Annotated in this window: 23 protein-coding genes; 19 read left to right on the forward strand and 4 right to left on the reverse strand. The window is 63.2% G+C overall.

The window, feature by feature from the left end:
- Positions 1 to 1,947, forward strand: coding sequence for a MacB family efflux pump subunit (locus A3AY_RS0100780; protein ID WP_018323760.1), 1,947 nt, complete (start codon positions 1 to 3; stop codon positions 1,945 to 1,947).
- A 115-nt stretch (positions 1,948 to 2,062) separates the two neighbouring features.
- Here the strand turns inward: A3AY_RS0100780 and A3AY_RS0100785 are convergent, their stop codons facing one another.
- The gene (locus tag A3AY_RS0100785; protein WP_026202983.1) at positions 2,063 to 4,354 is read right to left on the reverse strand and encodes a heavy metal translocating P-type ATPase; all 2,292 of its coding nucleotides are present in this window, start codon (positions 4,352 to 4,354) and stop codon (positions 2,063 to 2,065) included.
- Positions 4,355 to 4,436: 82 nt separating this feature from the next.
- Here A3AY_RS0100785 and A3AY_RS0100790 point away from each other — a divergent pair, with 82 nt between their 5' ends.
- Together A3AY_RS0100790 and coaBC are read left to right on the forward strand one after the other, a co-directional pair.
- A complete protein-coding gene (locus tag A3AY_RS0100790) occupies positions 4,437 to 4,859 on the forward strand; it encodes a MerR family transcriptional regulator (protein WP_018323762.1) in 423 nt (140 codons plus the stop codon).
- A gap of 86 nt (positions 4,860 to 4,945) precedes the next feature.
- On the forward strand, positions 4,946 to 6,151 hold the full coding sequence (gene coaBC / locus A3AY_RS0100795; protein WP_018323763.1) for a bifunctional phosphopantothenoylcysteine decarboxylase/phosphopantothenate--cysteine ligase CoaBC: 1,206 nt from the start codon (positions 4,946 to 4,948) through the stop codon (positions 6,149 to 6,151).
- Here coaBC and A3AY_RS0100800 read toward each other — a convergent pair.
- Positions 6,137 to 6,964 (reverse strand): class II glutamine amidotransferase, encoded by an 828-nt coding sequence (locus A3AY_RS0100800; protein ID WP_018323764.1) that lies wholly within the window; start codon positions 6,962 to 6,964, stop codon positions 6,137 to 6,139. The genes coaBC and A3AY_RS0100800 overlap by 15 nt on opposite strands.
- Before the next feature lie 269 nt (positions 6,965 to 7,233).
- Here A3AY_RS0100800 and A3AY_RS0100805 point away from each other — a divergent pair, with 269 nt between their 5' ends.
- The 12 genes from A3AY_RS0100805 (at position 7,234) to A3AY_RS0100860 (ending at position 19,722) form a co-directional block, all read left to right on the forward strand.
- Positions 7,234 to 8,370 (forward strand): Gfo/Idh/MocA family protein, encoded by a 1,137-nt coding sequence (locus A3AY_RS0100805; protein WP_018323765.1) that lies wholly within the window; start codon positions 7,234 to 7,236, stop codon positions 8,368 to 8,370.
- A 106-nt stretch (positions 8,371 to 8,476) separates the two neighbouring features.
- Positions 8,477 to 9,334 carry a MurR/RpiR family transcriptional regulator gene (locus A3AY_RS0100810; RefSeq protein ID WP_018323766.1) on the forward strand — a complete coding sequence of 286 codons (858 nt, stop codon included), beginning with the start codon at positions 8,477 to 8,479 and terminating at the stop codon, positions 9,332 to 9,334.
- A 109-nt stretch (positions 9,335 to 9,443) separates the two neighbouring features.
- Positions 9,444 to 11,381, forward strand: a complete 1,938-nt coding sequence (locus tag A3AY_RS0100815; protein ID WP_018323767.1) for a bifunctional 5-dehydro-2-deoxygluconokinase/5-dehydro-2-deoxyphosphogluconate aldolase — start codon at positions 9,444 to 9,446, stop codon at positions 11,379 to 11,381.
- Between the two features lie 69 nt (positions 11,382 to 11,450).
- The gene (gene iolD / locus A3AY_RS0100820; protein WP_026202984.1) at positions 11,451 to 13,301 is read left to right on the forward strand and encodes a 3D-(3,5/4)-trihydroxycyclohexane-1,2-dione acylhydrolase (decyclizing); all 1,851 of its coding nucleotides are present in this window, start codon (positions 11,451 to 11,453) and stop codon (positions 13,299 to 13,301) included.
- Between the two features lie 155 nt (positions 13,302 to 13,456).
- Positions 13,457 to 14,374: a myo-inosose-2 dehydratase gene (gene iolE / locus A3AY_RS0100825; protein WP_018323769.1), complete on the forward strand. Its 918-nt coding sequence runs from the start codon at positions 13,457 to 13,459 to the stop codon at positions 14,372 to 14,374.
- Between the two features lie 63 nt (positions 14,375 to 14,437).
- Positions 14,438 to 15,238, forward strand: coding sequence for a 5-deoxy-glucuronate isomerase (iolB, locus tag A3AY_RS0100830; protein WP_026202985.1), 801 nt, complete (start codon positions 14,438 to 14,440; stop codon positions 15,236 to 15,238).
- 134 nt (positions 15,239 to 15,372) lie between these two features.
- Positions 15,373 to 15,777: a GFA family protein gene (locus tag A3AY_RS0100835; protein ID WP_018323771.1), complete on the forward strand. Its 405-nt coding sequence runs from the start codon at positions 15,373 to 15,375 to the stop codon at positions 15,775 to 15,777.
- Between the two features lie 11 nt (positions 15,778 to 15,788).
- Positions 15,789 to 16,586 (forward strand): AraC family transcriptional regulator, encoded by a 798-nt coding sequence (locus tag A3AY_RS0100840; protein ID WP_018323772.1) that lies wholly within the window; start codon positions 15,789 to 15,791, stop codon positions 16,584 to 16,586.
- Positions 16,587 to 16,659: 73 nt separating this feature from the next.
- Positions 16,660 to 17,271 carry a LysE family translocator gene (locus tag A3AY_RS0100845; protein ID WP_018323773.1) on the forward strand — a complete coding sequence of 204 codons (612 nt, stop codon included), beginning with the start codon at positions 16,660 to 16,662 and terminating at the stop codon, positions 17,269 to 17,271.
- A 134-nt stretch (positions 17,272 to 17,405) separates the two neighbouring features.
- Positions 17,406 to 18,080 carry an HAD family hydrolase gene (locus A3AY_RS0100850; RefSeq protein WP_018323774.1) on the forward strand — a complete coding sequence of 225 codons (675 nt, stop codon included), beginning with the start codon at positions 17,406 to 17,408 and terminating at the stop codon, positions 18,078 to 18,080.
- 171 nt (positions 18,081 to 18,251) lie between these two features.
- Positions 18,252 to 18,887 (forward strand): DUF1326 domain-containing protein, encoded by a 636-nt coding sequence (locus A3AY_RS0100855; protein WP_018323775.1) that lies wholly within the window; start codon positions 18,252 to 18,254, stop codon positions 18,885 to 18,887.
- Positions 18,888 to 18,897: 10 nt separating this feature from the next.
- Entirely contained in the window at positions 18,898 to 19,722 is an 825-nt protein-coding gene (locus A3AY_RS0100860; RefSeq protein WP_018323776.1) for a DUF2182 domain-containing protein, read from the forward strand.
- A 25-nt stretch (positions 19,723 to 19,747) separates the two neighbouring features.
- Here the strand turns inward: A3AY_RS0100860 and A3AY_RS0100865 are convergent, their stop codons facing one another.
- On the reverse strand, positions 19,748 to 21,331 hold the full coding sequence (locus A3AY_RS0100865; protein WP_018323777.1) for a peptide chain release factor 3: 1,584 nt from the start codon (positions 21,329 to 21,331) through the stop codon (positions 19,748 to 19,750).
- A 92-nt stretch (positions 21,332 to 21,423) separates the two neighbouring features.
- Here A3AY_RS0100865 and dut point away from each other — a divergent pair, with 92 nt between their 5' ends.
- Complete coding sequence (dut, locus tag A3AY_RS0100870) at positions 21,424 to 21,894, forward strand: dUTP diphosphatase (protein ID WP_018323778.1); 471 nt, start codon at positions 21,424 to 21,426, stop codon at positions 21,892 to 21,894.
- Positions 21,895 to 22,794, forward strand: coding sequence for a GNAT family N-acetyltransferase (locus A3AY_RS0100875; RefSeq protein ID WP_018323779.1), 900 nt, complete (start codon positions 21,895 to 21,897; stop codon positions 22,792 to 22,794).
- 3 nt (positions 22,795 to 22,797) lie between these two features.
- Here the strand turns inward: A3AY_RS0100875 and A3AY_RS0100880 are convergent, their stop codons facing one another.
- Entirely contained in the window at positions 22,798 to 23,244 is a 447-nt protein-coding gene (locus A3AY_RS0100880) for an Lrp/AsnC family transcriptional regulator (protein WP_018323780.1), read from the reverse strand.
- A 132-nt stretch (positions 23,245 to 23,376) separates the two neighbouring features.
- Here A3AY_RS0100880 and A3AY_RS0100885 point away from each other — a divergent pair, with 132 nt between their 5' ends.
- Both A3AY_RS0100885 and A3AY_RS0100890 read left to right on the forward strand, forming a co-directional pair.
- Positions 23,377 to 24,297, forward strand: coding sequence for a DMT family transporter (locus A3AY_RS0100885; protein WP_018323781.1), 921 nt, complete (start codon positions 23,377 to 23,379; stop codon positions 24,295 to 24,297).
- Positions 24,294 to 24,599, forward strand: a complete 306-nt coding sequence (locus A3AY_RS0100890; RefSeq protein ID WP_018323782.1) for an NIPSNAP family protein — start codon at positions 24,294 to 24,296, stop codon at positions 24,597 to 24,599. The genes A3AY_RS0100885 and A3AY_RS0100890 overlap by 4 nt, the downstream gene beginning before the upstream one ends.
- Positions 24,600 to 24,634 lie beyond the last annotated feature (35 nt).

The raw sequence follows: 24,634 nt of genomic DNA on the forward strand, positions 1-24,634 counted from the left end.
ATGACCGCGCTCATTTCGCTCAAGGATATTCGCAAGACCTTCGTCAACGGCGACGTTGCCGTCGAGGTGCTTCGCGGCATCACTCTCGATATCCAGCCGGGCGAGTTCGTCGCCATCGTCGGCGCCTCGGGCTCGGGCAAGTCGACGCTGATGAACATCCTCGGCTGTCTCGACACACCGACGGGCGGCCAATATCTGCTGGAAGGCGAGGATGTCTCGGATTTCAACGCCGACCAGCTGGCCGCGCGCCGCCGCCAGATGTTCGGCTTCGTCTTCCAGAGTTACAATCTGGTGCCGACGGCGACCGCCCAGGAGAATGTCGAGATTCCGGCGATCTATGCCGGCATGCCGTCACGCGACCGGCGCGATCGGGCCGAGATGCTGCTGACGTCGCTCCGGCTTGGCGATCGTCTCGACCATCTGCCCAACCAGCTTTCCGGCGGCCAGCAGCAGCGCGTCTCGATTGCTCGCGCGCTGATGAATGGCGGCCAGATCATCCTTGCCGACGAGCCGACCGGCGCCCTCGACAGCCAGAGCGGCAAGGAAGTGATGGCGACGCTCCGGCAGATGAACGATGAGGGACATACCGTCATCATCATCACCCATGCGCCGGAGCTTGCCGAATCCGCCAACCGCATCATCGAGATCAGCGACGGGCTGATCGTTGCCGATCGCATTCCCGGCAATGTCCGCCGGATCGGCCGCACCAAGCCGGTATTGGCCGCAAAAACCGTGGGCAAGGCCGCCATCGTAACCGATGTGGCCGAGGCCGTGCGCATGTCGTTCCGCGCGCTCAGGGCCAATCTGTTCCGCACCATCCTCACCTTGCTCGGTATCGTCATCGGTGTCAGTTCGGTTGTCGCCATGCTCGCCATCGGCACCGGGGCGCAGGATTCGGTGCTGAGCCGCATCGCGGCCATGGGGTCCAATCTCCTGGTGGTCAGGCCCAATATGGCCAATTTCCGCGGCGGGGAAGGGGGCAGCATCGTCTCGCTCGTCCCGTCCGACGCCTATGCCATTCTGGAATTGCCGAATATCAGCTTCGCCGTGCCGGAAATGTCGAGCACGCTGACGGTGCGCGCCGGCAATCTCGATACCCAGACGACCGTCAACGGCACGGTGCCGCAGTTCCCGCAGGCAAAATCCTGGACGGTCGAGGACGGCGCCTTCCTCGAACAATCCGACATGGATGCCTATGCGACCGTTGCCGTTCTCGGCCGCACGGTCGCCGATACCCTGTTTCCGGACGGTACTGATCCGCTCGGCCAGTATATCCTCATCAAGAACATTCCGTTCCAGGTGATCGGCGTCATGTCGAAGAAGGGCGCCAGCGCCGGCGGCAACGACCAGGACGACACCGTTCTGGTACCGCTTTCCACCGGCAACCTGCGTCTGTTCGGCGCAAGGAACGTCCGCTCGATTACCGTTGAGGTGAAGGACGACAGTGCCATCAACGTCACCCAGGATCAGATCCAGGCGCTGCTCGACGAGCGCCACAAGCGGCAGGATACGCAGATTATCAACATGGCGGCGATCCGCGAGACCTTCACCGAGACCTCGAACATCCTCAAGGTCTTCCTCGGCTCGATCGCCGCAATCTCGCTGCTCGTCGGCGGCATTGGCGTCATGAACATCATGCTCGTCTCCGTCACCGAGCGCACCCGCGAGATCGGCATCCGCATGGCAACCGGGGCGCGGGCTCGCGATATCCTCACCCAGTTCATCGTCGAGGCGCTGGTGGTCTCCGCGCTCGGCGGATTGATCGGCGTCGCTCTCGGGCTCTCCATCGGCGCCGTCGCGCAGGCTTTCGGCATCGCCGTCAGCTTCGCGCCTGGCCCGGTCATTCTCGCCTTCGCCAGCGCCTTCCTGACAGGCCTCGTCTTCGGCTACCTGCCCGCCTACAACGCCTCCCGCCTGCAGCCGGCCGTGGCGCTGGCGTCGGTGTGACCGGCCGGCACCCCTCGTTCGCGGTCCTCACGGGTAGTGGCCATATGACGGGAGGGCGACGAGGATGTTGATGAAAGGGGAGGCATGCTGCAAAGGCGGATGCAGCCGCGCCCCGTCAGGCCGCCCGTGCAGGCGCAAGCAGCCTGAGCGCGTTGAGCGTCACCAGCACCGTCGCACCCGTATCGGCAAGGATCGCCGGCCAGAGCCCGGTAATGCCGGCAATCGTCGTCACCAGGAACACGGCCTTCAAGCCCAGTGCAATGGCGATGTTCTGGCGGATATTGCCCATGGTCCGTTTCGACAGCTTGATCATCTCCGCGACATCGCCGACCCTGCCGTGAAGCACGGCGGCATCGGCGGTTTCAAGCGCCACATCGGTGCCACCGCCCATGGCAATGCCGATGTCGGCCGCCGCCAGCGCTGGCGCGTCATTGATACCGTCGCCCACCTTGGCCACGATGAGGCCGGCGTTCTTGAGATCACCGACGATCCGCTGCTTGTCCTGCGGCATCAGTTCGGCGCGGACCTCGATGCCGAGCTCACTTCCGATCGCCGTTGCCGTGCGCCTGTTGTCTCCGGTCAGCATGATGATCCGGACGCCTGCGTTCGTCAGTGCCGTCAGCCCCGATTTCGCGTCCGCCCGCGGCTCGTCGCGCATGGCAATCGCGCCTGCCAGCGTCTCGCCGATGATCAGCACGGAGACCGTCTTGCCCTCGTCATTGAGCGCGGTGATACGAGCGGTCTGCTCGGCTGAAAGCGTCAAGCGTTCTCCCGCCGCCTGGGGCGAGCCGAGAAACGCAGCTTTGCCACCAACAGTCGCCGTCACGCCCTTGCCGCCCATCGCCCTGGCGTCTGATGCCGCGGGAATCGGCAGCTTGTCCGCGGCCGACCCGCTAAGGATCGCCCTGGCGAGCGGATGGTTCGAGCCGGTCTCCAGCGCCGCCGCATAGGTGAGGACATCGGTTTGCGAATGGCCAAAGCCGATGATATCGGTCACCTTCGGCTTACCTTCCGTCAGCGTCCCGGTCTTGTCGAGCGCTACCGCATTGACCGTGCCCAGTGCCTCCAGCACCGCGCCGCCCTTCATCAGCAGGCCGCGCCGTGCACCGGCCGAAAGCGATGCGGCGATCGCCGCCGGCGTCGAGATGACCAGCGCGCAGGGGCAGCCGATCAGCAGGATTGCAAGTCCCTTGTAGACCCATTCGCCCCAGGCACCGCCAAGCAACAGCGGCGGGATGATTGCGACGAGGGCGCCGACCACCACGACGCTTGGCGTATAGTAGCGGGAGAACCGGTCGATGAAGCGCTCCGTCGGCGCCTTGGATTCCTGCGCCTCCTCGACCAGCTTGACGACACGGGCAATGGTGTTGTCGGCAGCCGCCGCCGTGACCCGGACGCGCAAGGCGGCATCGCCGTTGATCGTGCCCGCGAAAACATTGTCGCCGACGCCCTTGCGCACCGGCGTGCTTTCGCCAGTCACCGGCGCCTCGTCGATGGCGCTGTCGCCCGAAAGGATGACCCCGTCGGCGGAGATGCGGTCGCCCGGACGAACGAGGATGGTCGCGCCAACCGCAAGGCTTTCGGCCGCGACCGCATACGTCTGCCCGTTCTCTTCGAGCAATGCTTCCTTGGGCACCAGCGCCGCCAAAGACTGGATACTCTGGCGCGCCTTGCCGGCCGCCACCCCTTCCAGCAACTCGCCGACCAGGAACAGGAACACCACCGCCGCCGCCTCTTCACCGGCATCGATGATGACTGCGCCGACGGCGGCAATCGTCATCAGCATCTCGATCGAGAAAGGAGTGCCGGCAATTGCCGCCATGATGGCGCGGCGGGCGATCGGCACCAGCCCGACCAGCAGGGCAACGATAAATGCATAGGGTGCGATCGACGGAACGAGATGGCCGAGCACATAGGCGACAACCAGCGCCGCGCCCGAAATGATCGTCAGCTTGCCCTTCCTGCTCGACCACCAGGCACTGGTCGCCGAGCCATCATGGTGAAGCGCTCGCTGCGAAGCGCCGCCTTCGCCCGACGCCATATGCTGATGGCCTCTGTGGCTGTGGGCAGAATGGGTGTGGTCCGCCGGGTCGGCATGGCGATGATGACCTAAGCGATGGGCGTGCGTGTGATGATCATGTCCGCAGCACGCAGCCTCCGGCTCCAAGGCCGGCGCCGCCGGCTTTCCCGCGAGTTGCGAGGCCGAATAGCCGAGACCCGTCACCTTCCTCGCAATGGCCGACAGGTCGATCTCCCCGTTATGCCGCACGGTCATCGTGCCTGCGGTCACCGACACGGATACGTCCTCGACGCCCGGCATGCGCCTGACGGCAGTGTCGATCTTGGCCGCGCAACTGGCGCAGTCCATGCCCTCAACCCGGTACCGTGTCTGTGTCGCCTCTGCCATGATCCGCTTCCTGCTCGCTTGCTTGTCAAACCGTGGCATCTTTCCTACATCCTCTAGCGACTAGAGGTGCAAGAGGAAAATCATGAAAAAGATCACCATCGGCGAGGCGGCCCGCCAGAGCGGCGTCAAGGTGCCGACGATCCGCTACTACGAAGGCATTGGCCTGCTTCGGGCGCCCAGCCGCAGCGACGGCAATCAGCGTTCCTATGAGCCATCCGATCTCAAGCGCCTCATCTTCATCCGCCATGCGCGAGAACTCGGCTTCGAGGTCGAGGCGATCCGCACGCTCCTGAGCCTGCAGGACAATCCCTTGCAGCCATGCGCCTCCGCCGATGCCATCGCCAAGGCGCGCCTTGTCGAGGTCGAACAGCGCATCCGCAGCCTGACGGCGTTGAAGGCGGAACTGGAAATGATGGTGGAAGGTTGCGTCCATGGGCGTGTCGATCAGTGCCGGGTGATCGAGGTGCTTGCCGACCACGGCCAGTGTGCGCACCACGGTCACTGATCAGGCGGGGCCGGTCACGGCCGATTGCGCAGGTCATGCCTCTCGGCTACGGTCCTTCATGACAAGGCAGAAAAAGACGGATCGTCATGACGCTTCAGGGAAAACGCATCCTCCTCATCATCTCCGGCGGCATCGCGGCCTATAAGAGCCTCGATCTCATCCGCCGCCTGCGCGAGCGCGGCGCTGCGGTTCGCCCGGTGATGACGGCCGGTGCGCAGGCCTTCGTGACGCCGCTGGCGGTGGGCGCGCTTGCCGCCGACAAGGTGTTTGTCGATCTGTTTTCGCGCGAGGACGAGCAGGATGTCGGCCATATCCGGCTTGCCCGCGATTGTGATCTCATCGTGATCGCGCCCGCCACCGCCGATCTGATGGCCAAGATGGCGCACGGCCTTGCCGACGATCTCGCCTCCACCATTCTCCTGGCAACGGATCGGCCGGTGCTCGTTGCCCCCGCCATGAACCCGAAGATGTGGTCGCATCCGGCCACCCGCCGCAACCATGCGACACTTGTTGCCGATGGCATTCGCTTCATTGGCCCGTCTTCCGGCGAAATGGCCGAAAGCGGCGAAAAGGGCGAGGGCCGCATGGCCGAACCGCTGGAGATCGTGGCCGCCGCTGAAGCGTTGCTCGCCGACGGCCCGAAGCCGCTGGCGGGCCGCAAGGCCATCGTCACCTCCGGCCCGACACATGAGCCGATCGACCCGGTGCGCTACATCGCCAACCGCTCCTCGGGAAAGCAGGGGCATGCGATTGCCACGGAACTTGCCCGGCTCGGTGCCGATGTGACGCTGGTCTCCGGCCCGGTGACGATCGCCGATCCGAAGGGCGTGTCGGTCATCCATGTCGAGCGGGCGGAAGAAATGCGCGACGCCGTCATCACAGCGCTGCCCGCCGACATTGCGGTTATGGTCGCCGCCGTTGCTGACTGGCGCGTCGCGAGTGCGGCCGGCAACAAGATCAAGAAAAAGCCCGGCGAAGCGCCGCCGCCGCTGCAACTCACCGAAAACCCGGACATCCTGAAGACTGTCGGCCACCACGCCAAACGTCCGAAACTGGTCGTCGGCTTTGCCGCCGAAACACAGAATGTTGCCGAGAACGGCCGCTCCAAGCTCGAACAAAAGGGCGCCGACTACATCGTCGCCAATGACGTTTCGCCTCACACCGGTATCATGGGCGGTGACCGCAACACCGTGAAGGTCATCGGCAAGACCGGCGACGAGGACTGGCCGGACATGGACAAGCAGGCGGTCGCCGAAAGGCTCGGCCGGCTGATCGCCTCACATTTTTCCTGACGCTACCCGGCCGATCCGTTCCGCGCTCGGCGCGGCATCCTGCGTGCCGAACAGGCGTACGTCGACACCGTTTTCGCCGACGATGACCGCCGTGCCGTCGGGAATTTCCACCCAGGCGTTGTCATCGTCATTGAGCGGTTCGGACACGAGGCAGTAGCCGCCGCTCGGGCCCATCGGGGCGGCGTAAAGTGTCGGCGCCTTCCAGTCGGAGGCGTAGCGCACGGCGTAGAGGTCATGGCCATCGGAAAGGGCTGCGGTGAAGCGGACGAGAACCTTGCGCTCGAGATGCTCGGCCAGGCGCTCGACGAAGGCCAGCGTCTCGGCGATGGCACTGAGCGGATCGCTGTCGAGACCGAACTGCAACGCCAGCAGGAAGAGAAGCTCGCTGTCTGTGGAGCCGGTGCGGGCGGAGTAGAGATCGTTGTCGAGCATGGCCTCCATCGGCCGGCGCAGGTGCTCGAAATCGCCGATCTGGCCATTGTGCATGAAGGACCAGCGGCCATGCACGAAAGGATGGCAATTGTCGCGCCGCGTGCCGCCGCCGGTCGCGGCCCGCACATGGGCGAGGAACAGCGGCGAGCGAATCTGCCGGGCGATGCTTTTCAGGTTGCAGTCGGACCAGGCGGGCAGGATGTCGCGGTAGCGGCCAGGTTCCGGATGATCTCCATACCAGGCGATGCCGAAGCCGTCGCCGTTGGTCGCCGTCTTGGCGCGGGTCGCGCAGTGCGATTGCTCGATCAGCGAGTGGGCCGGGGACGATACGAGTTCTTCAAGATAAAGCGGCTCTCCGCGATAGGCTGCCCAGCGGCACATGCAGGATACTCCAGATCGCGGGGATGGCCCGCTTTGATGGCTCGTTAACCATGATGCCGTCGATCATCCGGTCGAACATGGTAAAAATGCGTTAACAAACGGGGTGATTTCCACATCTTCCTGGACAATCTACCGCTTTTTCCCCCGTTGTTTCTGTTCCCGCCGGAACGGCTCTGACCGTATTCGAACAAACATTCCATATTGACATGCAATGCAAAAATCATCTCATCTGACGGCGACGCGCAACGCCGAGTAGGAGGAATTGACATATGGGTGGCAAACGCAGAATCGGCGTCGGCCTGATTGGCACGGGTTTCATGGGCAAGGCGCATGCGCTGGGCTTCACGATCGCGGCGAGGGTGTTCGACCTGCCGTTTGAGCTTGACCTGGTTTCGGTCGCCGACATCTCGCTCGATGGCGCGGAAAAGGCCCGCCGCAGCCTCGGCTTTCGCAAGGCGACCGCGGACTGGCGCGAACTGCTGACGGATCCCGACATCGACATCATCGACATCACCACGCCCAATCTGCTGCACAGGGAGATGGCGCTCGCCGCCATCGCCCACGGCAAGCATGTCTACTGCGAAAAGCCGCTGGCGCCGACCGTTGCCGAATGCGCAGAAATGGTCGCCGCGGCGGAAAAGGCCGGCGTCGTCACGCAGGTCGGATTCAACTATCTGAAGAATCCGATGGTCTTCCTTGCCAAGGAGCTGATCGAAAGCGGCGAAATCGGCGAAATCCGCTCGGTGCGCGGCATCCATGCCGAGGACTTCATGATGGACGCGTCCGCACCCTGGAGCTGGCGGCTTGATCCGAGAAGCGGCGGCGGCGCGCTTGCGGACATCGGCAGCCACATTATCGCGGCGCTTCGCCATCTCGTCGGCCCTATTTCCTCGGTCCTGGCCGAAACGATCATTCAGGTGCCCGCACGTCCCATCAGCCGCGGTTCGAGCGAAATGCGCGCCGTCGAGGTGGACGACATCACCCGCGCCTTCGTGCGCTTCGAAAGCGGTGCGACCGGCAGTTTCGAGGCCAATTGGAGCGCCACGGGCCGCAAGATGCAGCATGATTTCGAAATCTACGGAACGAAGGGCAGCATCGTCTTCACGCAGGAGCGTCTGAACGAACTCAAGGTCTGGTTCGCCGGTGACGACATCCGCAGTCGCGGCTACCGCACCATCTGGGCCGGCCCCGAGCATCCGCCCTACGGCGCCTTCTGCGTCGCCCCCGGCCACCAGATCGGCTTCAACGACCTGAAGGCCATCGAGGCCAACGAGTTCCTGCAGGCCATTGCAACCGGCAGCCGGCCGGGAACCGATTTCCGCGAAGGTTTCGAGGTCCAGAAGGTCGTCTCCGCGACGTATCAGTCGGCAAAGACAAACACCTGGGTGCAGATCGGAAACGGTTGATGGCTGCAGGAAAAATCGAGGGGACGGAATAAATATTCTATTCTCTATTTCATTCTTTGCGTAAGGTGTCAAAACAACGCGTGCGCAGGAAAGAGACCTCGACCATATGGCCGAAACGGATAACAGCATCGACATTCCGCAGGATTTCGACAGCCTGAAGGCGACGATCCTGGAACGCAAGGCGCAGCTGCCCAAACGGCTGCGCCAGGTCGCTGCCTATGCGCTGGACCATCCGGACGAAATCGCTTTCGGCACGGCGGCGAGTATCGCCACAGCGGCCGATGTCCAGCCCTCGACGCTCGTCCGCTTCGCCCAACATTTCGGCTTCGAGGGTTTCTCCAGCCTGCAGCTGATTTTCCGGGCGAGGCTGCGTGAACGGACGCCGGGTTATGACGAGCGGTTGCGGGCATTGAGCGGCAACGATCACAGCAAGCTCGAAAGCGGCTCGATCTTCAACGGTTTCGTCGCCGCTGCGCATCGCTCGCTCGACAATATCGCCAGTTCCGTCGAGCCGGAGGCGTTCGAGCGCGCCGTCAATATCCTCGCCGGTGCCGAGACGATCTATCTGGTCGCCAAGCGGCGCTCCTATCCGATCTCCGGCTACATGGCCTATGCGTTCGGCAAGCTGAGGGTCAGGTATCAGATGGTCGGCACGGCGGCCGGCATCGATGACGATATTCTGGCGATGGCCGGGCCGAAGGATGCTGCCTTTGCCGTCAGTTTCTCGCCTTATGCGTCGGAAAGCGTCAACCAGGCAAAATTGCTCGCCAGCCGCAAGGTTCCGGTCGTCTCGCTGACCGACTCTGCGTTTTCGCCGTTGGCGGAATCCTCCAGGGTCTGGTTCGAACTGGTGGAGGCCGATCATGCCGGGTTCCGTTCGCTTTCGGCCAGCATGGCCTTTGCCATGGCGCTGACGGTGGCTGTCGCCGAGAAGCGGCGGCGGAATGCCCGGGAGTATGAATAGAATGAAAATTCCATATTGACTAAGTGACAGAATTTATGTTTCATAAAGCCACCATCCAACTGACAATAGGAATGTCGGCGCGACGCCAGCGCCCCGCCGGGAGGAAGCAGTGAGCCAGACCAACAGGACGCAGGCAGACAAGCCGCTTGACCTCATCACCATCGGCCGGGCCTCGGTCGATCTATACGGCCAGCAGATTGGCACGCGGCTCGAGGACGTTGCCAGCTTCGCCAAATCCGTCGGCGGCTGCCCCACCAACATCTCCGTCGGAACGGCGCGTCTCGGCCTCAAATCGGCATTGCTGACGCGCGTCGGCAAGGAGCAGATGGGCCGCTTCATCCGCGAGCAGCTGCAGCGCGAAGGCGTCGAAACCAAGGGTATCGTGACCGATCCCGAACGGCTGACTGCGCTTGCCATTCTCTCCGTCGAAAGCGACCATTCCTTCCCGCTCTTGTTCTACCGCGACAATTGCGCCGACAATGCCTTGTGCGAGGATGATATTTCGGAAGATTTCATCCGCTCCTCCCGTGCCATCCTAGTTACCGGCACGCATTTCTCCAAGCCGCACACCGATGCCGCGCAGCGCAAGGCGATCCGCATCGCCAAGGAAAGCGGCGCCAAGGTCGTCTTCGATATCGATTATCGCCCGAACCTGTGGGGCCTTGCAGGCCATGATGCGGGCGACAACCGCTATATTGCGTCCGAGAAGGTCTCGGCGCATCTGAAGACGGTTCTGGCCGATTGCGACCTGATCGTCGGCACCGAGGAGGAAGTGCTGATTGCCTCGGGTGACAGCGATTTGCTTGCGGCGCTGAAGACCATCCGGGCCAATTCCAAGGCGACGATCGTGCTGAAGCGCGGGCCGATGGGCTGCATCGTTTATGACGGCCCGATTTCCGACAATCTCGAAGACGGCATCGTCGGCAAGGGCTTCCCGATCGAGGTCTACAACGTTCTCGGTGCCGGCGACGCCTTCATGTCCGGCTTCCTGCGCGGCTGGCTGACCGGCGAGCCGCATGCCACATCCGCCACCTGGGCCAATGCCTGCGGCGCTTTTGCCGTCTCGCGGCTGCTTTGCGCACCTGAAATCCCGACCTGGACCGAGCTGCAGTTCTTCCTCGAAAACGGCAGCAAGGAAAAGGCGCTGCGCAAGGACGAGGCGATCAACCACGTCCATTGGGCAACGACCCGTCGCCGCGACATCCCGCAGCTGATGGCGCTCGCCATCGATCATCGCAGCCAGCTGGAAGATCTGGCCGGTGGCAACCCGGAACTCTTGGCCCGCATCCCGGCCTTCAAGGTGCTGGCCGTCAAGGCTGCCGAACGCATCGCCAATGGCCGCCCCGGCTTCGGCATGCTCATCGACGACAAATATGGCCGCGAGGCCCTGTTTGCTGCCGCCAGGAACAAGGATTTCTGGATCGCCAAGCCGATCGAGCTTCCGGGTTCACGGCCGCTGCAGTTCGAGTTCAGCCAGGATCTCGGTAGCCGGCTCATCGATTGGCCGGTCGATCACTGTATCAAGGTCTTGAGCTTCTATCACCCGGACGATCCGGCAGAGATGAAGGCCGCCCAGATCGCCAAGCTGCGCTCCGCCTTCGAGGCAGCACGGAAAGTCGGTCGCGAAATCCTGATCGAGATCATCGCCGGCAAGCACGGTGCGCTCAACGACCAGACCATTCCGCGCGCCCTCGATGAGCTTTATGATGCCGGCCTGAAGCCCGACTGGTGGAAGCTGGAGCCGCAGGCAAGCCGCACGGCCTGGGCCGCCATTGATGCCGTCATCGAACAGCGCGATCCGCTCTGCCGCGGTGTCGTCCTGCTTGGACTGGAGGCACCGTATGACGTGCTCAAGGAAGGATTTGCCGCCGCCCGCACGTCCAAGACCGTCAGGGGCTTCGCCGTCGGTCGCACGATTTTCGCCGATGCCAGCAAGGCCTGGCTCGCCGGCGAAATGACCGACGAGCAGGCGATCGCCGACATGGCGGGCAAGTTCGGGGCCCTGGTCGATCTCTGGCTCGGTCTTGCTGAACCCAAGGCGGCCTGAGCCCCGCAAACGGGCGGAAGTCCGGAAGATATCAATAGCGAGGCAATGTCCTCGTTCGAGGAGGAAACGATGAGCCAGAAGACCGTCCGCCTGACCATGGCGCAAGCCGTGGCGCGGTTCCTGACGCGGCAGATGACGGTGATCGATGGCGAGAAACTGCCGATCTTCGGCGGCGTCTTCGCCATTTTCGGTCACGGCAACGTCGCCGGCGTCGGCGAGGCGCTGTACGGCATCAAGGATACGCTGCCAACGTATCGCGCCCAGAACGAACAGGGCATGGCGAATGCCGCGATCGCCTTTGCCAAGGCAAGCTTCCGCCGCCGGTTCATGGCCTGCACGACGTCGATCGGCCCCGGCGCGCTGAACATGGTGACGTCGGCGGCGCTTGCGCATGTCAACCGCCTGCCGGTTCTCTTCCTGCCGGGCGATGTCTTTGCCAATCGCCGCCCGGATCCGGTGCTGCAGCAGATCGAGGATTTCGGCGACGGCGCGATGACCGCCAATGACTGCTTCCGTCCTGTCTCGCGCTATTTCGACCGCATCACCCGTCCGGAGCAGATCATTCCGGCGTTGCGCCGCGCCATGCAAGTGCTGACCGACCCTGCCGATTGCGGCCCGGTGACCCTGTCGCTCTGCCAGGACGTCCAGGCGGAAGCCTATGACTATCCGGAGAATTTCTTCGACGAGAAAATCTGGGCGACCCGCCGCCTCCACCCCGACGCGGATGAACTTGCCCATGCCATCACAACGCTCAAGGGTGCCCAGAAGCCGGTAATCATCGCCGGCGGTGGTGTGCTCTACTCTGAGGCCAGCAAGACGCTTGCTGCCTTTGCCGAGCGGCACGGCATTCCGGTTGTTGAAACCCAGGCCGGCAAGTCGTCGCTGCCGCACAGCCATCCGCTGAATATGGGCTCGGTTGGCGTCACCGGTACGTCAGCCTCCAATCAACTCGTCGAAGAGGCCGATGTCGTTGTCGCGGTCGGTTCGCGTCTCCAGGATTTCACCACCGGATCCTGGGCGCTGTTCAAAAATGACGATCTGAAGATCATCGGCCTGAACGTGCAGGCATTCGACGCCGCCAAGCACCAGGGCCTGCCGCTGGTGTGTGACGCCAGAGTCGGGTTGGAGGCGCTGAGCGCCGGCCTTGGTTCGCGCAAGGCCGATGAGGCCTGGACGAAGAAGGCAACCTCCGGCAAGGCCGAATGGCTAAAGGCGGCACAGAAGGCAACCGCGACCACCAACGTCGCGCTGCCGTCTGACGCGCAGGTGATCGGCGCCGTCCAGCGCGCCCGTACGGAGAATACCACGCTGGTCTGCGCCGCCGGGGGTCTGCCGGGCGAACTGCACAAGCTTTGGCAGGCGGATCAACCGGGCAGCTATCATATGGAATACGGCTTCTCGACCATGGGCTATGAAGTCGCCGGGGGCGTCGGCGTCAAGCTTGCAAAGCCCGGTAGCGACGTGATCGTCATGGTCGGCGACGGCAGCTACATGATGCTGAATTCGGAGATCGCCTCATCGATCATGCTCGGCGCCAAGATTACCATCGTGCTGCTCGACAATGCGGGCTACGGCTGCATCAACCGGCTGCAGATGGCGACCGGTGGCGCGAACTTCAACAATCTGCTGCGGGACACCCACCATGTGACGCTGCCGGCTATCGATTTCGCAGCCCACGCCTCGGCCATGGGCGCTGTGACCCGCAAGGTGGCCTCCATCGCCGAGCTGGAAATCGCGCTGAAGGAAACTGCCGGCGAAGACCGCACCACGGTCATCGTCATCGACACCGATCCGTTGATCACCACGGACGAAGGTGGCCATTGGTGGGATGTGGCGGTCCCTGAAGTCTCCGAACGCTCCAGCGTCAACGAAGCCCGCCGGGGCTACGAAAAGGCGCTCGCCGCCCAGCGTATAGGTTAAGATAGGCAATCACAAACTCCGTCCTCCTCTGGCTTGACCCGAGGATCCAACCGTGAGGCGCCGCCGACGAATATGGATCCTCGAGTCAAGCTCGAGGGTGACGGAAATACTGGATCAGAAGGAAGGCCGATCGCCTTCCTCCAAGGAGAATTTTCATGAAAGCCAAACTCGGCATGTCGCCCATCGCCTGGTGGAACGACGACCTTCCCGAACTCAGCGACGACGTGTCGCTCGAGGAATGCCTGCGCCAGTCGCGCAGCGCGGGTTTCACCGGCATGGAACAAGGTCGCCGCTTTCCGAACAATCCCGACGAAATGCTGCCGATCCTGCGCGCGGCCGACGTGACGCTCTGCGGCGGCTGGTTCTCCGGCACGCTGGTCGATGAGGATCTCTCGGTCAACAAGGACCGCATCGCGCCGATGATCGAACTGTTCAAGGCCGTCAATGCCCCCTGCATCGTCTATGGCGAAGTCGGCCGTTCGATCCAGGGCGACCGCTCCAGGCCGCTCGCCACCAAGCCGCGGCTTGGCGATGACGAGATGAAGGCCTACGCCCGCCGCGTTACCGAATTCGGCGAGTGGTGCGCCGAACAGGGCATGCCCCTTTCCTACCATCACCACATGGCAGCCGTCGTCGAAACCGAGGCGGAACTCGACGCTTTCATGAAGAATTCGGGCGAAGGCATTCCGCTGCTGCTGGACGCCGGCCATTTGGCTTTCGCCGGCGGTGACGTGCTGCGTGCCATCGACAATCACCACGCGCGCATCAACCATGTGCATGTGAAGGACATCCGTCAGGCGGTCATCGACGGCCTGGATCGCAGCAAGCAATCCTTCCTTGACGCTGTGGCGCTCGGGGCGTTTACCGTACCGGGCGACGGCTCGCTCGATTTCGGCGCCATCGTCAAGCGTTTCGCCGACTATAGCTATGAAGGCTGGTTCGTGGTCGAGGCCGAGCAGGATCCGCGCAAGTCGCCGCCACAGAAAATGGCGGAGATCGGCTATGCCGAACTGATGCGCGTCATGACCGCTGCAGGCTATACAGTGGAAACGGAAGGCTTCCCCAAGGGTTGATGCCGGCGGGCGTCTGAGGCGAGGCCCGCAAACACATGGATGTTCGATAAAAGGACCAAGCTCATGCCAAATCTTCTCGTCAAGCCGAACGGCACCTCCGGCCTCGTCCACGACATCACGCCCGAATCCGCCGGCTGGACCTATGTCGGCTTCGGGCTCAACCGGCTAAAGGCGGGCGAGGTGGCAACGGGCGAAAGCGCCGACAGGGAAACCTGCCTCGTGCTCGTCGCCGGCAAGGCGAGAATCTCCGTCGATGGCGAGGATTTCGGCGAACTCGGCGAGCGCATGACGCCGTTCGAGGGGCAGCCCTATGCGGTCTACGTACCGAAGGGCAGCCACTGGCAGGCGACGGCGACGACGGCGCTCGATCTGGCTGTCTGCTCGGCGCCGGGTGGCGGCGACTACAAGACGAAGGTGATCCGTCCGGGCACGCATCCGCAGATGACGCGCGGCAAGGCGACCAATACGCGCTATGTCACCAACATCATGCCGGAAGACGACAATGCGGCCCATTCGCTGCTCGTCGTCGAGGTCATCACGCCCGGCGGCCATACGTCGTCCTATCCGCCGCACAAGCATGACGAGGACAACCTGCCTGCCGAAAGCTTCCTCGAGGAAACCTACTATCACCGCCTGAATCCGGCTCAGGGTTTCGCCATGCAGCGCGTCTATACCGACGATCGCTCGCTGGACGAAACGATGGCCGTCGAGGATGGCGACGTGACGCTGGTGCCGAAGGGCTACCATCCGGTCGCGGCGATCCACGGCTATGATCTCTATTACCTCAACGTCATGGCCGGCCCGTCGCGCATCTGGAAATTCAACAACGCCAAGGAGCATGCCTGGCTGTTCACCGGCGTCTGATGCGCGCGTAGATCCAGGAAAAGTGCGAAGCGGTTTTCCGTCCGCAATTTCGACAAACAAGGAGATGGAGCAGTACCGTCACTCGAAGAAAAACGGCAATGCTCTAGGTTCCTGCTGAACGCGGAGGACCGGACATGCATATCGACGGAAACTGCCATTGCGGCGCGATCAGGTTTGAGGCCGAGATCGATCCCGACGAGGTCGGCATCTGCCACTGCACGGACTGCCAACATCTGACCGGCTCCGTCTACCGCGTCACGGTCTCCGTGCCGAAAGAGAATTTCCGCATCACGGCGGGCGAGCCGAAGACCTACGTCAAGATTGCCGACAACGGCCGGACGCGTTTCCAGATGTTCTGCGGCAATTGCGGCTCGCCGATCTATACGACGGGCACGGACGAGGACGCTAAGGAGATTGGCATTCGTTGGGGCAATATCCGTCAACGGCGCGAACTTGCACCCAGGCATCAGATCTGGTGTTCTTCGGCGGCAAACTGGTTCGGCGAGCGCGATGCTCTGCCTGGCCGGGAGCGGGATTGAGGGCGCAGGCCATGAAGACCAATCAGTTCCGGATGCGTCGGTGCGCGATCGAAGGCGTGGAAGCGGTCGAAGCCGACACGGCCCACAGTTTCGGCCGGCATACGCATGACCAGTTCGGCATCGGCGTCATCACCCGCGGCGCACAGAGATCAGCCAGCGGGCGCGGGCCGGTCGAGGCAGGCCCGGGCGACATGATCACCGTCAATCCGGGCGAAGTGCATGACGGCCATCCGATCGGCGATGCGGGACGCGCCTGGCGCATGCTTTACTTCGATCCCGGCCTGGTTGCCGATACGGTTTTCGAGATCAGCGAGGGACGGGCGGAGGATTTCGTGTTTTCCCGGCCTGTGATGAGCGACCGCAGCGCTGTCGAGGGGTTTGTGCGCGTCCATGCGGCGATGACGCAGATGCGGGAAACGCTGGCCAGCGAAAGCGGGCTTTTCCTGTTGATCGCGTCGTTGATGGAGCGCCGGCCGCAAATCCGCTTTGCGCCCCCGTCGGTCAGCCGCGCGAAGGCGCTGATCGATGAAGACCCGACGGCGGTCGTAACTCTGGCAGATCTTGCTGCGGCAAGCGGGCTCAGCCGGTTTCAGGTGGTTCGCGCCTTCTCGCAGGCAACAGGGATGACGCCGCATGCCTATCTCGTCCAGCGGCGTATCGGCATCGTTCGCTGGATGATCGCGAAAGGGACGCCTCTGGCCGATGCCGCATTTGCAGGCGGGTTCGCGGACCAGAGCCACATGACGCGAACCTTCGTGCGCGCCTACGGCTTGACGCCCGGCGCCTACGCGCTGGCGTTCAGCGGATAGCCTGCAATTCCGTTCAAGACCATGGAACGACGATCTGCTTCGCTGCGGCTTTCCTCATTGAACGGAGCGCGCCGTGACCCTCGAATATCTGCTGACTTCCATCATCGTCATCCTCCTGCCCGGCACCGGCGTGCTTTATACGCTGGCCATGGGGCTGAACGCCGGCATCCGCGCCAGCATCCTTGCCGCCTTCGGCTGCACGCTTGGCATCCTGCCGCATATCGCCGCGAGCATCGCCGGGCTGGCGGCCCTCCTGCACGCCAGCGCGCTTGCCTTCCAGGTCATAAAATATCTCGGCGTCGCCTATCTGCTCTACACGGCTTGGAGCGTCTTGAGGGACAGCGAGACACTGCGCATCGCCGAGCGCGACAGCCAGGTCCCTGCACTGCGGGTGATCACCACCGGCTTTCTCCTCAACATCCTCAATCCGAAACTGTCGCTGTTCTTCCTCGCCTTCCTGCCGCAATTCGTGCCCAACGGCACGCCTTCGCCGACGCTGTTCATGCTCTGGCTTGCCGCCGTCTTCATGGCGCTGACCTTCATCGTCTTCGGGGTCTATGGCGTCTTCGCCTCGGCGGCGCGGCACCACGTGATCGCCAGGCCCGGCGCGACCACGTGGCTTCGGCGCGGTTTTGCCGGCGCCTTCGGGCTGATGGGACTGCGGCTCGCCTTCTCCGCGCAATGACGGCGCAAGGAAAGTTGCAAGGTGGTGTTGCGACGCCGATATCGGTTTGATCTGCTGCGGGAATCCACGTATCGAACGGGTATGCCATCGCTCGCAAAGAGGCGGGCAGCCAGATCACATAAGGAGTCCGCCCCTTGTCTTCCGCGTCGTCGCCGGTGTTCGGCAAGAAATATTCCGCCTTCCTGTTCGACATGGATGGAACGCTCTTGAGTTCCATCGAAGCGGCGGAGCGCGTCTGGGGCAGGTGGGCCGAAGGCCACGGCCTCGATGTCGCGACCTTCCTGCCAACCATGCACGGCAAGCGCGGCGTCGACACCATCCGCCAACTGGGCCTGCCCGGGGTCGATCCGGAGGCGGAATCGGCGATCATCTGCCAGGGCGAGATCGAGGACGTCGAGGGTGTCAGACCGCTTCCGGGCGCGATCGAGTTCCTGAAGAGCCTGCCGCCGGAGCGCTGGGCGATCGTTACCTCCTCGCCGCGCGAACTTGCCAAGGTTCGCATCGCCGCCGCCGGCCTGCCGGAACCGCGCTTCATCGTCATCGCCGAGGACGTCTCGCGCGGCAAGCCAAGCCCGGAATGCTACCTGCTTGGCGCAGAACGTGTCGGCTTCGATGCCAAGGATTGCCTGGTCTTCGAGGATGTCGCGGCCGGTGTCATCGCGGGCGAATCGGCGGGTGCGGACGTGATGGTCATCACCGCCACGCATACGCATCCCTTCGAGACCTCGCATCCGAAAATCCCCGGCTATATCGGCATCGAGGTTTCGGTCGATGAAAACGGCGATCTCACGCTCACGGACCGCCGGTAAGGCGAGGCATAATACCAGTCCGGGCTATCGAGCGGGGGGCAGCCAGAAGCTGCCTCGCCTTTCTCGCTTCGGCGACCGTGCGGCTCACTGGACAACCCCGGTGTGCGGGTATTTAATTAGCGGTGCATGTAATTCCTAAAGCAGACGCATTCCCGTTCGATGGAGGATGGAATGACCAGCGTCAAATGGAAGCTTCAGGGGCGTGAATTCCTACACTGCAACTGCGCCTATGGTTGTCCCTGCCAATTCAACGCGCTCCCCACCCAGGGCAAATGCCACGCGATCGGCATCATCGAGATCGAGGACGGTTTTCACGGGGAGACCCGGCTCGACGGGTTGCGTATCGGCATGATCGTGTCATGGCCGGGGGCCATTCACGAAGGTCACGGTCAATGTGTTCCGATCGTCGACGAACGGGCAACGCCCGCGCAGCGCGATGCCTTGCTGCGGATCATGAGCGGGCTCGACACCGAGCCCGGCGCGACGTTCTTCGCGGTCTTCGCCACGACGTTCGACACGGTGCATGATCCGGTCTTCTCAAGCATCGACTTCGACATGGACATGGACGGGCGGACCGCCAAGGTCGACATTCCCGGCTGGATCGAAGCGCGCGGCGAGCCGATCCGCAATCCCGTCACCGGCGAGGAACACCGGGCCCGCATCAACCTGCCGAACGGCTTCGAATACGACACATGCGAAGCCGGACGGGGGTGGGCGGAGACGAAAGGGCCGATTGCGCTGTCCACCAAGGATTCGCACGCCCATTTCACCCGCCTGCACATGACCGAGAGCGGCGTCGTCCACTAGGAGCCAATCCATGCCCGGCATCACGCTCGACGCCGTGCTCAAGCGGGACCGGATCATCATAGCGCTCAGCCTGGCGGCCATCACGCTGCTTGCCTGGCTCTATCTGCTTTCGCTCGCCGACATGGCCACGAGCGAAAAGCCGATGGAACCGATGGACGGCATGGCGGATATGCCCGGCATGGCCGAGGCAATGCTGACGCCGCGCGCATGGCGCCCGGGCGAGGCATTCCTCGTCTTTGCCATGTGGTCGGTGATGATGGTCGGCATGATGCTCCCGTCGGCCGCGCCGATGATCCTGCTCTATGCGCGGGTCGGGCGGCACGCCGCCAGCCAGGGCGCGCCCTTTGCCGCCACCGGCATCTTCGGCGGCGGCTATGTCGCAGCCTGGCTCCTGTTTGCGCTCGTGGCAACCTTCGGGCAGTGGCTGCTTGAACGCGCCCTGCTGCTGACGCCGATGATGGAAAGCGCCAGCGGCCTGTTCAGCGGCATGCTGCTGCTGTTCGCCGGCCTCTATCAGTGGACGCCGCTGAAGCATGCCTGCCTCAGCAAATGCCGCGCGCCCGTCGCCTTCATCCAGAGCGAGGGCGGCTTTCGCCGCGAGCCCTGGGGTGCCTTCAGGATGGGGCTGCGCCACGGCCTTTATTGCGTCGGCTGCTGCTGGCCGCTGATGGCGCTTCTGTTCGTCGGCGGGGTGATGAACATTCTCTGGATCGCCGGGCTTGCGATCTTCGTGCTGGCCGAAAAAGTCATGCCTGGCGGAAAGCGGCTGTCGCAAGTGGCCGGCGCCATCCTCGTGGCTGCCGGCGCATGGCTGATGATCCGCGGCCTCTCATGACGCAAGGCTCGGTGGGCAGTCGATATCACGCCGCCTTGGCGACGTGATATTCCTTGATGGCGACCATCTTGATTGCCGGAAAACGTTCGGCTTCGTACCGCAGCGAAAACGAATCCTGTGCCAGGAACACCGGATCGCCGTCGAGATCGCGGGCGATGTCGCCGCGACGGGCAGTGATGAATTTATCCAGGTCCGCCGGCTGATCGGCCGAAATCCAGCGGCAGACGGAGAAGCGCGCCACGTCGAAGGAAACCGGCAGGCCGTATTCCGACTGCAGACGCTCCTTGAGGACGTCGAGCTGCAGAGCGCCGACAACGCCGACGATGGCCGGAGAGCCGTCCTCCGGGGAAAACAGCTGCACGACGCCTTCCTCGGCCATCTGCTGCAGTGCTTCCTTGAGCTTCTTGGCCTTCATCGCATCTTCGAGCCGCACGCGGCGCAGGATTTCCGGCGAGAAGTTCGGCACGCCCTGGAACACGAGCTGTTCGCCTTCGGTCAGCGTGTCGCCGATGCGCAGAGTGCCGTGGTTCGGAATGCCCACCACATCGCCCGCATAGGCGGTATCGGCAAGCTGACGCTGCGAGGCGAAGAAGAACTGCGGCGCCGTCAGGCCGAGCTGCTTGCCGGTGCGCGACAGACGCGCCTTCATGCCGCGTTCCAGCTTGCCGGAGCAGATACGGGCAAAGGCGATGCGGTCGCGATGGTTCGGGTCCATGTTCGCCTGGATCTTGAAGACGAAGGCGGTCATCTTGTCGTCGGTCGCCTGCACCGTCCGGACGTCGGCCACCTGATCGCGTGGCGGTGGGGCGAAGTCTCCGAGCGCGTTGATGAGGTCGCGCACGCCAAAGTTCCTGAGCGCCGAGCCGAAGAACACCGGCGTCAGATGGCCTTCGAGGAAAGCCTTCTTGTTGAACGGTTTGCAGGCCTCGATCGCGAGCGAGGTTTCGTCGATGAAGGCGTCGCGCTCATTTTCCGGCAGGCGATGGGCGGCCATTTCCGGACCGTTGACCTTGGTGAGGATTTCCTGCGTATCGGCGCCTCGCACGGTGTTGTCGGCGAGATGGTAGGATCCGCAGAAGGTCTTCGAACGGCCGATCGGCCAGGTGACGGGGGCGCAGTCGAGCGCCAGCTTTTCCTCGACCTCATCCAGGATTTCGAACGGGTCGCGGCTTTCGCGGTCCATCTTGTTGATGAAGGTGATGATCGGGATGTCGCGCATGCGGCAGACTTCGAACAGCTTCAGCGTCCGCGGCTCGATACCCTTTGCGGCGTCGATGACCATCACGGCGGCGTCGACGGCCGTCAGCGTGCGATAGGTGTCGTCGGCGAAGTCCTCGTGGCCGGGCGTATCGAGAATGTTGAAGACATTGCCGCCATACTCGAAGGTCATCACCGAGGTGACGACCGAGATGCCGCGTTCGCGCTCGATCTTCATCCAGTCGGACCGCGTCTGGATGCGGTCCTTCTTCGCCTTGACCTCGCCGGCAAGCTGGATCGCGCCGCCGAACAGCAGCAGCTTTTCGGTGAGCGTGGTCTTGCCCGCGTCCGGGTGCGCGATAATAGCAAAGGTGCGGCGGCGGGAAACCGCCTCGGCGAGACTTTCGGCCATATGTCTAGATTCCTGTGAGTTGCGGGCTATCTACCGATTTCGGCCCGACTTTGCAATTGACCCGCCGACGCAGACGGCAAACTAATGCGACCATGACCCTACACGCACGCACCCGCCCGACCTTGAATCTTGTTCGCCTGCCGAATGGCGCAGGCATCGATCTGCCGTCCTACGAGACTGCCGGGGCTGCCGGCATGGACCTCCGCGCCGCCGTCAGCGCCGATCAGCCGCTGGTGTTGTCGCCTGGCAAGCGGGCGCTGGTGCCGACCGGATTCATCTTCGAAGTCCCGGCCGGCTACGAGGCGCAGATCCGTCCGCGCTCCGGCCTCGCCTTCAAGCACGGCATCACCTGCCTCAATACGCCCGGTACGATCGACAGCGATTATCGCGGCGAGGTGAAGGTGCTGCTGGTCAATCTCGGCGATGAGGATTTCGTCATCGAGCGCGGCATGCGCATTGCCCAGATGGTGATTGCGCCGGTGACGCAGGTTTCCGTTCGCGAGGCATCGGATGCCAGCGACACTGCGCGCGGAGCCGGCGGATTTGGTTCGACGGGCGTCTAGGTGCCCCTCACGACCGGCATCAGCCAACTGACCTTCCGGCAGGATTATTTCGGAGATCCCGCCGCCTTCGCCGCGCTGGTGGCGTTGCTGCACGAGACGTTCGGCATCGATGTCAGCGTTCAGGATCGGTTCGGCGGCCCCGATCCGACCAGCATGCCGTTCGCCTATTTTGACGAGAACGGCATCTGCGCCGCCAATCTCAGCGTTTTTTCCATGCCGATGATGGTCGATGGCGGTCTGGTGAAGGCGGCCGGTTTCCAGTCCGGTGCGGTGCGGCCTCAGTGGCGGGGCTGGGGACTTTACCGCGACCTGATGAGGCGTGCGTTCAGTTGGTGCGACGCGCAGGGTTTCGAGCTCGGTCTTCTGCTGACCGACAAGCCGGCAATCTATCAGCCCTATGGGTTCAAGATCTTGCCGCAGCATCAGTTTTCTGGCCCGGCACCAGTGGCTGCGAAGCCGATCGGCGCGTCGCGCTCGGTTTTGCTCGACAACGCCGGCGACGTGGCGCTGGTCAAGCGGCTGTTGCGCGAAAGAACGCCGGTTTCCTCGATTTTCGCCGTAGGGGTACATGCGGAAATGTTTCTGCTGAACGGCTGCTTCGATCCCAGCATCCGGCTTAGCTATCTGGACCAGCCGGAGAGTGTCGTTGCGTGGAAATCCGGCGAGGCGGATTGCTTTCGGCTTCTCGACGTTGTCGGCAAGACGATCCCGCCGCTCTCCGTCATTCTTGCCGCCCTCGATCAGCGCCCGAGCCGGGTTGAAGTCTGTCTGCCGCCCGATCGGCTCGATTGGCAGGGGATGCCGGAACCATTTCGTTCTCATACCAGCCTGATGGTCCGGGGCGACGCTGCGGATCGTCTGCGGCAGCCGGTCATGCTTTCGCCGATGGCCGAATTCTGACACCTATTTCTCGCTGTGGAGCGGCGGCAGCCGGCGTTTCACTGGCGTCGACTTGACGATCGACGTATTGGTCTGGGCGCGTTCGGCGACCTTGTCGAGGATGGCGTCGAGCTGCTCCATGTCCCGCACCAGCAGCTTGGCGATGAAGCAGTCATCGCCCGTCACCTTGTCGCATTCGACGAATTCCGGCGTCTCCTGGATCATTTTCTCGACGATATGCAGCATGCCCGGCATCGGCCGCACCCGCACGACAGCCTGCAGGGCATAGCCGAGTGCCGCGGGATTGACGCCGACGGTGAAGCCGGTGATCACGCCGCGATCCTCCAGCCGCCGCAGCCGGTCGGCCGTGCTCGGGGAGGACAGGCCCGCCTCCTGCGCCAGCTCCTTCAAGGAGATGCGCGCATTGACCGACAGAATGTCGAGAAGGCGGCGGTCGAGGTCATCGAGCATGGAAATCTCCGTAAGGCAAAATTCGACATTTGGCTTTCATGATTAGGTATTATCCCACGTCTGCCTTCTGAAATCCATATATCGGCGACTTTTCTCCGCTTATCCTGTCGGCATGTTCAAAGGAGCGGCGTGATGGAAAAGGATATCAAGACCGGCAGTATCGAAATGACCGCTGCCATGCTGATTTCGGGCACGATCGGCTGGTTCGTCCTGGCGTCCGGTCAGCCGGTGATCGACGTGGTGCTGTGGCGTTGCCTGTTCGGCGCGCTGACGCTGATCGCCATCTGTGCCTCCCTCGGCCATTTCCGCGCCGGCATCCTGACCTGGCGGCTGTTTGCGCTCGCGGTCCTCGGCGGGGTCGCGATCGTCGTCAACTGGCTGCTGCTGTTTGCTGCCTATTCGCGCGCCTCGATCTCGATTGCCACGATGGTCTACAACACCCAGCCTTTCATGCTGCTGGCCATTGGCGCGCTGTTCTTCAAGGAAAAGATCACGATGACGAAGCTTTTCTGGCTGGGCATCGCCTTTGCCGGCATGATCGCGATCGTCGAAGCCAAGCCCGCAGGCGGCTTCACCGGCGGCGACTATCTGATGGGGATAGCTCTCGCCCTGGGTGCGGCGTTTTTCTACGCACTGGCCGCGCTTGTCGCGAAAAGGCTGAAGGGAACGCCGCCGCATCTGATCGCGCTGATCCAGGTCATCACCGGCCTGCTGATGCTCGCACCTTTCGCCGGTGCCTCCGGCCTGCCCACGCAAGCCTCTCAATGGGCGTTGCTGGTCACCATGGGCGCGGTGCATACGGGGCTGATGTATGTGCTGCTCTACGGCGCCATCCAGAAATTGCCGACGCATCTCACCGGTGCGCTGTCGTTCATCTATCCGGTCGCTGCCCTTGCGGTAGACCGCATCGCCTTCGGCCATCAGCTGCAGCCGGCCCAGCTCCTCGGCTCCGCGGCGATCCTTATCGCGGCCGCCGGCATGACATTCGGCTGGACATTGCCCCGTCCTGCAGGGCATCAAACAGACGAAGCCGTTCAAAGGAGAAATGCGTGATCACCTGCACTTTGCGCTACACGATCGACCCGTACAAACTCGCCGAATTCGAGGAATATGCGAAGCTCTGGATCCCTCTGGTCCATCGGCTGGGCGGCAAGCATCACGGCTATTTCATGCCGCATGAAGGTGCGAACAACATCGCACTCGCCCTCTTCAGCTTCCCGAGTCTTGCCGCATACGAGGACTATCGCGAGCGCATGGCAAAGGACGCCGAATGCCAGGCCGCCTTTGCCCTTGCCGAAAAAACCCGTTGCATCGTGAGCTACGAACGCAGCTTCATGCGGCCGGTCTTCGAATAGCGGCTGCCTGCAGCGCCGCGCGTCAAACGTGACGC

The organism is Rhizobium giardinii bv. giardinii H152 (assembly GCF_000379605.1).
GTDB lineage: Bacteria > Pseudomonadota > Alphaproteobacteria > Rhizobiales > Rhizobiaceae > Pararhizobium > Pararhizobium giardinii.